Origin of the sequence: Pseudomonas spelaei (genome assembly GCF_009724245.1) — a bacterium.
GTDB classification, from domain to species: Bacteria; Pseudomonadota; Gammaproteobacteria; order Pseudomonadales; family Pseudomonadaceae; genus Aquipseudomonas; species Aquipseudomonas spelaei.
In genome coordinates this window covers 1-10241 of sequence record NZ_WNNK01000054.1, presented here as the reverse complement: position 1 = coordinate 10241, position 10241 = coordinate 1, and the positions used below count along the sequence as shown (strand labels likewise).

The following is a 10241-nucleotide window of genomic DNA, read 5'->3' as shown; positions in this document are numbered from 1 at the left end:
GGTTGAGCATGGTCAATGCCAAGGCCAGCGAAGCGGTGGTGATCAAGGCCGGCCAGCTTGACGCCACGGGCGCGGTCTACGCCGGCACCCGTATCGATGTGCAAGCCACCTCGGGGTTGAGCAACCAGAAAAGCCTCGCCGCGCGCGATAGCATCACCCTGACCAGCAGTGGGCAGGTGATCAACAACGGCATCATCGAAGCAGGCGTCAATGCCGATGAAAGCCGCAATGCCAGCGGCGATGTCAGCCTGTCGGCGGCGAGCCTTAAAAATACTCAAAGCGTGGTTGCCAGTCGCACCCTGACGGTGACCGCCGCACAAACCCTGGATAACCAGGGCGGTACGTTGAGTGGTGCGAAAGCCGTAGTTAACGCAGGCCAAATCGATAACCGTGGTGGCCGCGTTCTCGGCACGGACTCGCTCAAGGTCAATGCCGCCGGCCTGGATAACCGCACGAATGGTTTGCTGCACAGTGACAACAGCGCCGATGTCACGGTGACGGCTGCGCTGGATAACCAGAGCGGTCGAGTGATAGGCCTCAAGGACCTGACGCTCAACGCCGGTCAACTGACCAACGACAATGGCCTGGTGGCCAGCCAGGAGCAGGCCCGTGTAACAGCCGGGCAGTTGAGTAACCGAGCGGGCGAAATATCCGCCAGCCAAACCACCGTTACCGCCACGACGCTGGATAACCGTTCCGGCAAACTGCTGGGCAGCAACCTCAACGTGACCGCCAGTGGCGCGATCGATAACCGCCTGGGAATTTTCTCCGCCACCAGCCTGCTGACGCTACAAGCCGCAAGCCTGGATAACAGCGATAAAGGCTCCGTCGCCAGCCAGGGCAATTTGACCGCGACCATCGCCGGGCTGCTCGACAATCACAATGAAGGCAACCTGATCAGCCAGGGCGCCCAGCAGGTCTCCGCCGGGCAACTGAACAACGCCCAGGCCGGGCTGGTGTCGAGTAAAACGACCCTGGCGCTGCACGGCGACACCCTGGCCAACCAGGGCGGTCTGGTGATCGCTGACGGGGCATTGACCCTGACCGGTGGCAGCGTCGACAACAGCCAAAAGGGCGTGATCAGCAGCAAGGCCGATACCCGTGTCGAATTGGCCAGCCTGAACAACAGCAGCGGCGGCCAACTGAGCAGCGATGGCCGGTTGACCCTCACCGCCAACCAACTCGAAAACGGCGCCGGTCGAATCAGTGCCAAGGGTGACCTGCAGGCGACGGTCGGCGTACTCAATCAACAAGCGGGTGAGTTAGTCAGCGAAGGTGCTCTGAACCTTACCGGCACCTCGGTGGACAACCGCAACGGCGGTCTCATCGCCGCCACCAACGGCGTGGACCTGCGCAGCCAGACCGTCCTCAACCAGCAAGGCGAGATATCCAGCCAGGCCAAAGTGCTGTTGGTGGCCGATCAACTGAACAACAACACCGGCAAGGTGATAGGTGACAGTGGCTTGAGCCTGACGGTGCAACGCCTGCTCAACCAGAGCAAAGGCCTGCTGGCGGGGCGCGAGAGCCTCGTGTTGAACGGCGGTCAACTGGATAACAGCCTGGGTGGCCGCATCACCAGCCAAAAAGACCTGAACATCAACCTGACCGGTGACCTGCTCAACCAGGGCCAGGGCACATTGCTCAGCGAAGGTACGTTGACGGTCAAGGCCGGCACGCTGGACAACAGCCAGGGCGGCATTCTGTCTGCCGCCAACGCCCTGTCGATCACGACTCAGGGCCAACTGAACAACCAGGCGGGAAAACTGCTGGCCGATGGCACGGCCACGCTGGTGAGTGCTGCGCTGAACAACAGCCAGGGCGGCGTGATCAGCGCCAAGCAACAGGTTGACGTGCGCACTGCCGGTCTGGACAACAGCCGGCAAGGCAGCATCAGCAGTGACGCCGGAATCACCCTCAATGCTGGGCAACTGGACAACAGCCAACAAGGTTCGATCTTTGCCAAGTCCACGGTCAAGGCAACCCTGACCGGGCTGGACCAACATGATCGTGGCGAGTTGGTCAGCAATACCCGCATCGACCTGGACTTGAGCCATGGGCAACTGATCAACCGCGACCACGGTCTGATTGCGACCCCAGGCCAATTGCTGTTGAACAACCTGGGCAGCGTCGACAACAGCCAGGGCGGCGAGATTTCCAGCACGCAATCGTTCCTGTTGGTGGCCGATGCGCTGAACAACCGGGGTGGCAAAGTCATCAGTGGCGACAGCCTGCAGGTGCGCGTCGCCAAGGCGCTGGATAACAGCGTCGAAGGTGTGTTGTCAGCGAAGAGCCTCTTGCAGGTGGATGCCGATAGCCTGGACAACCAGGCCGGTGGCGCACTCGCCAGCCGTGGTGCGCTGGACCTGAAGGTCACCGGCGTTCTGGACAACCATAACCAGGGGCTGATTTCCGCTGCCACCGCGCTGACTGCAACCTCAGGCTCATTGAACAACAGCGACAAGGGCCGTCTCTCGGCCGGTACGCTCCAGACCCTGAACACCGGCGCGCTGGATAACCACCAGGGCGGGCAACTGGTCAGCGATGGCAGCCTGACGGTGACCGCTGCCGATGTGGATAACCGCAGCGGTGTGATCGGCAGCCAGCAAGCCTTGAACCTGACCGTCGCCAACCTCGACAACCGTGCGGGCCTGATCAACAGCCAAAGCGATCTCACCTTGGCAGGCCAGCGTGTGGACTCAAGCCTGGACGGGGAAATCTCGTCCAAGGGCGACTTGAAACTCACCGTCCAGAAGCTGATTCAGCGCCAGGGCCGCTTGATCGGCGAGCGCGCCGTGACCCTCGACCTGCAAGGCGGTGATCTGGACAACAGCGCGGGTTTGATCAGCGCCAAAGGGCCGTTGACCTTCGCTCGCCTGGCCAACCTGACCAACCGTGAACAAGGCGAAATCTCCAGCCAGACGGCGTTCACCGTGGCGGCCAAGCGCATCGATAACGGTGATCGCGGGGTCATCCTCAGTGCCGATCAATTGCGCCTTGAAGCGGATGCAGTGGTCAACGCCGACAAGGGCTTGATCTCTGGCTGGAATGGCCTGACGGTCGTCGGCGGCCGCCTGGACAACAGCGCTGAAGGTACGTTGTCGAGCAAGAGCGGTACCTTGCAAACCACGCTCACCAGCGCGTTGGATAACCACGCAGCGGGTGCCCTGGTCAGCCAGGGCAAGCAAACCATCAGCGCGGCCAGCCTGAACAATGATCAAGGGATCATCTCAGGCCAGGCAGATGTTGGCCTCACCGTTGCCGGTCGCCTGGACAACAGCAACGGCGGGTTGATTTCCGCCGGTCAACACCTGGACTTCAACAATGCCCAGAGTGAAATCCTCAACCGTGGCGGCCAGATCAGCGCTGCCAACATCACCCTGATTGGCCAAAGCCTGGACAACAGCGCCGGTCAACTGATCAGCCAGGGCACCCTGGAAGGCACCCTCAGCGGTGCGCTGATCAACGCCAACAACGCCCGTCTGGCCAGTGGCGCCGCTTTGCTGCTGAACGCTTCAAGCCTGGATAACCGTGGCGGTCAATTGGTCAGCCAGGATCGACTCGACCTGACCCTCGCCAACGGCGATCTGGATAACCGCGACAAAGGCACCCTCGCCAGCCAGAAAGACCTGGTGATCAAGCTGCTGGCCGGTGACATCAACAACCAGCAAGACGGCCTGATCTTCAGCCAGAAGGGCAAGCTTGATCTTGCCGCTCGAGCGCTCAATAACCAGAAGGGCACGTTACAAAGCCAGGCCGACAACCTGCTACGCCTCAGTGGCGCCCTGAACAACCAGGGCGGCCGGGTCGACAGCCTCAATGGCAACCTCGACCTGCAAACGGCCAGTGTGACCAACACCGCCGGCGGTGTACTCAACAGCGGCAAGGGCTGGATCAAACTGGTCACTGGCTTGTTCGACAACGGTGGCGGTATCACCCAGGCGCAATCGCTGGATATCAACGCCAAGGGCGGGTTGCTCAACCAACTGGGGCACCTGTCGGCCCTGGGCGGTGAAAACCGCATCGTCACCAGCACCCTGAACAACCAGGGCGGCGGTGTGTACGCCGACACCTTGCTCAAGGTCACGGCCCAGGATTTCGATAACCAGGGCACGGCTGCCGACAACGGCGGCAAGGTCGGTGCGCGCACCATCGACTTCGGCCTGACGGGCACCCTGAGCAACCGCTTTGGCCTGATCGAAAGCGACGACACCCTGCGCCTCGCCGCGCAAACCATCAACAACGTGGGCGGTACCCTGCGGGCCATGGGCCGCACCGGTTCCACCCACATCAGCACATTGGGGCTGTTCGATAACCGCTTCGGTGCGTTGGAAAGTGCCAACGAAGACCTCAACCTGCAAGCTGCCAGCCTGGACAACAACGGCGGGCGCATCGTCCATACCGGCAGCGGCAAATTCGACCTGACCTCCGATCAAGTCACCCGTGCCGGCGGCAGCTTCGTCACCAACGGCCAACTGGACATCAAGGCTGCAAGCTGGACCAACAGCAGTGTGATCCAGGCCGGGCGCCTGAACCTCGACATCGGCCAGTTCACCCAGACCGCCAGTGGCCAGTTGCTGGGCGCACAAAGCCTGACCGGCATCGGCGACACCTGGACCAACGAAGGCCTGCTGGCCAGTGACGGCACCCTCAACCTCACGTTTACCGGTGGCTACAGCGGCAACGGTCGGGTCAGCAGCCTGGGCGGCATGACCCTCACCAGCGCCCGCATGGACCTGGGCGATAACGGGCGTATTGCCGGCGGTGCACTTACCCAGATCAACAGCACCACCCTGAACAACCGCGGACGCCTGACCGCCATCGGCGACCTGACGGTCAACGCCACCACGTTGAACAACTACGGCACCCTGGGCGGTGCCGAGAAGGTGCGCCTGAACGCCACCCATCTGCTCAACGACAAGGGCCTGATCTTCAGCGGCAACGACATGACGTTGCGCGTCAACGACTTCAGCAACCGCTATGGCGACGTCTACAGCCTGGGCGGCCTGGACATCGCCCGGGACGACGCCAGCGGGCGCAGCGCCCTGATCGAAAACGTCTCCGGCACCCTGGAAAGTACCGGCAATATGCGTTTGCTGGCCGACACCCTGAGCAACCGTCGCGACCAGTTCAGCACTGAAATGAAACTGGTGTCGGGCAGCTTTGATACCTATTACGACGATTTTTGTAAGGGCCGGGGTTGTGAAGTCCACTTCCGCTCGGTTGAACGCTACGAGGACGTTGTCACCGGCAGTTCCCCTACGGCGTTCATCTCATCGGGCGCAGGCCTGACGATTGCCGCGCAAACTGTCGACAACCTCTACAGCTCAATGTCGGCTGCGGGCAACATCCAGATCGATACCGGTGTACTGAACAACACAGGCGCGGCAGGTGGCGAAGATCGCCATTTCGACTCGGAGTTCTATACCCGTAACGACAGTGTGTACAACACGTTTATCAGCCGCAGGAACCAGTTCAACCTCTACAACAACCCCAACTCGGCCGACTACCGTCCCGGCGAAATGACCATCGCCAAGCTGAGGGACGGGATCGGTAACTTCTACAACGACTCCAGCTATGTAGTACCGACTACCGGGAGTGTGATTGCCCCCGCGGTTATTCAGGCGGCCGGTTCAGTCACCGTTAACGCCACCCAGCAAATCAACAACAGCGTGATCCGCCCCAACGCCACGGATATCGATACGCCGGCGCAAAACCGCAACACCAACTCCGACGTGTTTGCTTCCACGGTCAAACCGGCGATCACCGCGCAACTTCCGCCGGACCTGGCCCAGCGCCAGGTCAACCCGGTGACCTTGCCCGGCTTCAGTTTGCCGACCAGCCAGAACGGTTTATTCCGCCTCAGCGGCCAGGCCGCGAAGGGCGGCGCAGCGGGTCAAGCGGCCACCGGTACCGGTGACTTCACCGTGAGCGGGCGTGTGATCAGCGCCGCCGAGCGCGAGAAAACCCTCGACTACAGCGCCGTGCAAGAGCGCGGCTTCAGCCTCGACGGCCAGCCGGTCAGTGGCGCGGTCAACGGCCAGGGCCCGCGGGTCCTGGACAGCCGCGCACCTTCGGTCACCCGCGTGCAAGGGCTACCGGAAATCGCCCCGGTGGATAACAGCCACAAGTACCTGATTGAGACCAACCCGGCGCTCACCGACCTCAAGCAGTTCATGAGCTCCGACTACTTGCTGGGCAAACTGGGTTACAACCCCGATGACAGCTGGAAACGCCTGGGCGACGGCCTCTACGAGCAACGCCTGATCCGCGAAGCCGTGGTAGCGCGCACCGGCCAGCGTTACATCGACGGCATCGCCAGCGACGACGCGCTGTTCCGCTACCTGATGGACAACGCCATTTCCTACAAGGACTCGCTGAACCTGCAACTCGGCGTATCGCTGACCGCTGAACAAGTCGCGGCACTCACCCACGACATCGTCTGGATGGAAGAGGCCGAGGTCAACGGCCAGAAAGTCCTGACCCCTGTTTTATACCTGGCCCAGGCCAACAACCGCCTGGCGCCCAACGGCGCACTGATCCAGGGCCAGGACGTCAGCCTGATCACCGGCGGCGACCTGCACAACAGCGGCACCCTGCGGGCCACCAACAACCTGAGCATGGTGGCGGGCAACATCGACAACAGCGGCCTGATGCAAGCGGGCAACCGCCTGGAAATGCTCGCCACCGACTCGATCCGCAACAGCCGTGGCGGCATCGTCACCGGCCGCGACATCAGCGCCACTGCCTTGACCGGCGACATCATCAACGAGCGTACCGTCACCACCTTCAAGCGCGAAGGCGAGAAATTCCAACTGCGCGATGACGTGGTCAGCGATGCCTCGCGCTTCGAGGCCACCGACACCCTCAAGCTCAACGCCGGGCGTGACGTACTCAACCTCGGCAGCAACCTCAAGGCCGGCGGCAACGCCAGCGTGACCGCCGGGCGCGACGTAGTGATCGCCAGCCAGACCGAAGAAGACAGCGCCGCCTACCAGCGCCGCCGGGTTACGAGCACCGAACAAACCGTCCTGCAACACGGCTCCAGCGTGGACGTAGGCGGCAACCTGGTCATCGACGCCCGACGCGACATCGCCGTGGTCGCCAGCACCGTCAGCGCGGCGAAAGACCTGAGCGTCCGGGCCGGCGAAAACCTGACCCTGGCCGCCGCGGCCAACGAAGAACACGACTACTCCAAAGGCAAAAAAGGCCAGACCAAAACCACCACCCAACTGGACACGGTGACCCAACAAAGCGCCGAACTGAAAGCCGGTGGCGACCTGATCGCCATCGCCGGCACCGACCTGACCCTGGTCGCCAGCAAAATCAGCGCGGGCAACGAAGCCTACGTGCATGCCGATAACGAGTTGAACCTGCTGGCGGCACAAGACAGCAATTACTCGCTATACGACATGACCAAAAAAGGTGGCTGGGGCAGCAAGAAAACGCAGCGTGATGAAGTGACTGATGTGAAAAACATCGGCAGCGAAATCAAGACCGGTGGCGACCTGACGCTGGAGAGCGGTGGGGACCAGAAGTACCAGGCGGCGAAGCTCGACAGTGGCGGGGATATTGCGATTGTCAGTGGTGGGGCGGTGACGTTTGAGGCGGTTAAGGATCTGCGGCAGGAGAGTCATGAGAAGAGTGACAACAACGCTTTCTGGGTGTCCTCCAAAGGTAAGGGAAACACCGACGAGACCCTACGCCAGACTCAGATGATTGCCGAAGGCAATGTCGTGATCAAAGCCGTTGACGGTCTGAAAATCGACGTCAGGCAGGTTGATCAGCAAACGGTGAGTCAATCCATTGATGCGATGGTCAAGGCGGATCCTCAACTGGCCTGGATCAAGGACGCCGAGGCCCGGGGTGATGTTGATTGGAGGCAGGTCAAGGAAATCCATGACAGCTTCAAATACAGCAACTCGGGGCTTGGGCCAGCTTCGCAGATCATTATTGCGATTGTGATGGCGGCGGTGGTTGGGCCGATGGCTGCTGCCGCAGTAAACGGTGGCGTTGGTGGCGCAATAGTGGGTGCTGTAGCGGCCAACGCATCGACCAATGCCACCGTTAGTATGGTCAACAATCGGGGCAATCTTGGCGCTGTATTCAAGGACGTGACTTCTTCCGATGCGATGAAGGGGTACGTGATTTCTGGTGCTACAGCAGGCCTGACGGAGGCCTATTTTGGTGATTGGACTGGAACTCAAACAAACACACTCACCGGGAAAGTTACGACGCCGGGTCTACTGAACACTTGGAGCGGTGTCGGTCAATTCGCCGCCAACCAGACGTTGCAAAGCGGCACCTCCATGCTGCTGAGCAAGGCGCTGGGGCAGGGTGGTAGCGCCAGCGATGCACTGAAAAGCGCCCTGTTCAATACCTTGGCGGCAGCAAGCTTTAATCTCGTGGGGAATTTCACTCAGGGGAAATTGACCGATGGTTACCCTCCGAAAATCATTGTTCATGCGATGGTGGGTGGGTTGTTGGCAGAAGCGACCGGAGGGGACTTCAAAACTGGCGCCTTGGCGGCCGGTGTCAATGAAGCGGTCGTCGTTGAGCTGAACAAGCTGGTTAGGGGTAATGAAAACCTGCTGACCATGAGTTCGCAGATTGTCGGTGTACTAGCAGCAGCCGGGCAGACGGATGCTGATGCGGCGAAGCTGGAGAAGGGGGCTTGGGTTGCGAAGAATGCTACGCAGTACAACTACCTGGGCGAGCATCAAAAGGCTCAGAGAGCGAAAGAGCTGGCAGAAAGCGAAGATCCACTAGAAAAACTCAGGATCAATACGAAGTGGGAATTGATCGACGCGGGGCAGGACGCCAGTTTTGCGGGTGGGGCAGTGGTTGGGGTGCCGGAAGGGCTACTTGATACGGTCAAGGGCATCTTGGAAGTTGCCGTCAGCCCGAGAGAGACGTATCGGGCATTGAGATCCGTGCTTGAAAGCGGGGATGTGCTGGGTAATGTTTCGGACGCCATGAAGCAGTCCTACATCGAACGAATTGACAATCTGGAAGCGGAGTATGAAAGAGCCGGGGCGAGTGGATCGTTTAACGCAGGGCGTGAAACCGGGAAGCTGATAAGTGACGTGGTGGCGCTTGGGACGGGGGTTGGGGGAGCGCTAAAAAGCGGGGCCTTGCTCGTCGAAAAGGTCACTGCTAAGGTTGTTAAGGTGGAGTTGGCGGGTGCAAAAGCGGCAGGTGCAGCTGAAGTGCCGGCTACTTCTGCAATTGCGCGTGTTGGGCTGAGAGACGATCTGGCCACCCAAGCAGGGATTCCTCGAAATATTGCTGAATCGCCGTCGAGTATGTGGGGTAAATCGATTGATGATATCAAGCAATCGCTAACGCTTGATGGTGCGAGCGTTACGCCGAAAGCACCATTGGCTGGTACTTCAGGTAAAGCACAAGTCTTTAACGTTGAAGGGCACCCGACAATAAAAGAGGTAGAGTTCCATCCGGGCGGTGGAACCCACGGTGATAGTCCGTACTATAAGCTTGTTAGTACTGAGAAGGTTGGCAATAAAAATATAGAAATACGGGTAATTGATCCGTCGCCTGATTTTAGTCCGGGCACTATTACGCGTTATCAACAATACTATGATACCCAAGGAAATCGTCTGAAGTATGAGGGCGGTGAGTGGAAGGGCTGGAAGTGATCTATGAGAAATTTATTCCCTGATTTGTACTCTGACCTTGTTCCAGGTATGTCAGCAGCAGGATTCTCTTTAGGTGAATCGTTTTCCAATGTTAGCGAAAAAGTTGGAGTGGTTGACTGGTACGGTCCGGAAGTACCTGTTCGTGACATTCTACTTCAGAATAACTCTTGGGTCGGAGTTAAGAGAAAGATCGGTTTTGGAAGTGAGCTTTTATGTTCATATCGATTTATGAATGAGGCGGTCTCGCTATACTTCGAAAATAGCGGAAGGCTTTATAGAATTGCCGTAGGTGAAGGATATCGTGGAAATTTTAATAGTGTCTGCGTGGGGGATGATCTTCGGGTCTTAGAACGGGAGTTTGATGTTTTGTTTAATGATGCGGATGATGACTTTCTTCTTAAAAAAAGTGGAAATATATTGATGGGGATTAGTTTTGTTACAGACTACAGAGCCTCCTTAGAAGATGCGCCAGAGCAAGTTATCAAGTTTATATCAATACATGATTGGTCCCTTCGATAAAAATAGGGACGTAAAAGCACGTAAAATGGGACCGTAAAAGAGAAAATGAGAGAAAATGGGGTCAGACCA

At 59.2% G+C, this 10241-nt stretch carries 2 protein-coding genes; both read left to right on the top strand.

What is annotated here, in order from left to right; all coding sequences use genetic code 11:
* Positions 1–8: 8 nt before the first annotated feature.
* A complete protein-coding gene (locus tag GNF76_RS29030) occupies positions 9–9653 on the top strand; it encodes a DUF637 domain-containing protein (protein ID WP_246212036.1) in 9645 nt (3214 codons plus the stop codon).
* A 3-nt stretch (positions 9654–9656) separates the two neighbouring features.
* Positions 9657–10172: a hypothetical protein gene (locus tag GNF76_RS29025; RefSeq protein WP_155586475.1), complete on the top strand. Its 516-nt coding sequence runs from the start codon at positions 9657–9659 to the stop codon at positions 10170–10172.
* Positions 10173–10241: the final 69 nt, after the last annotated feature.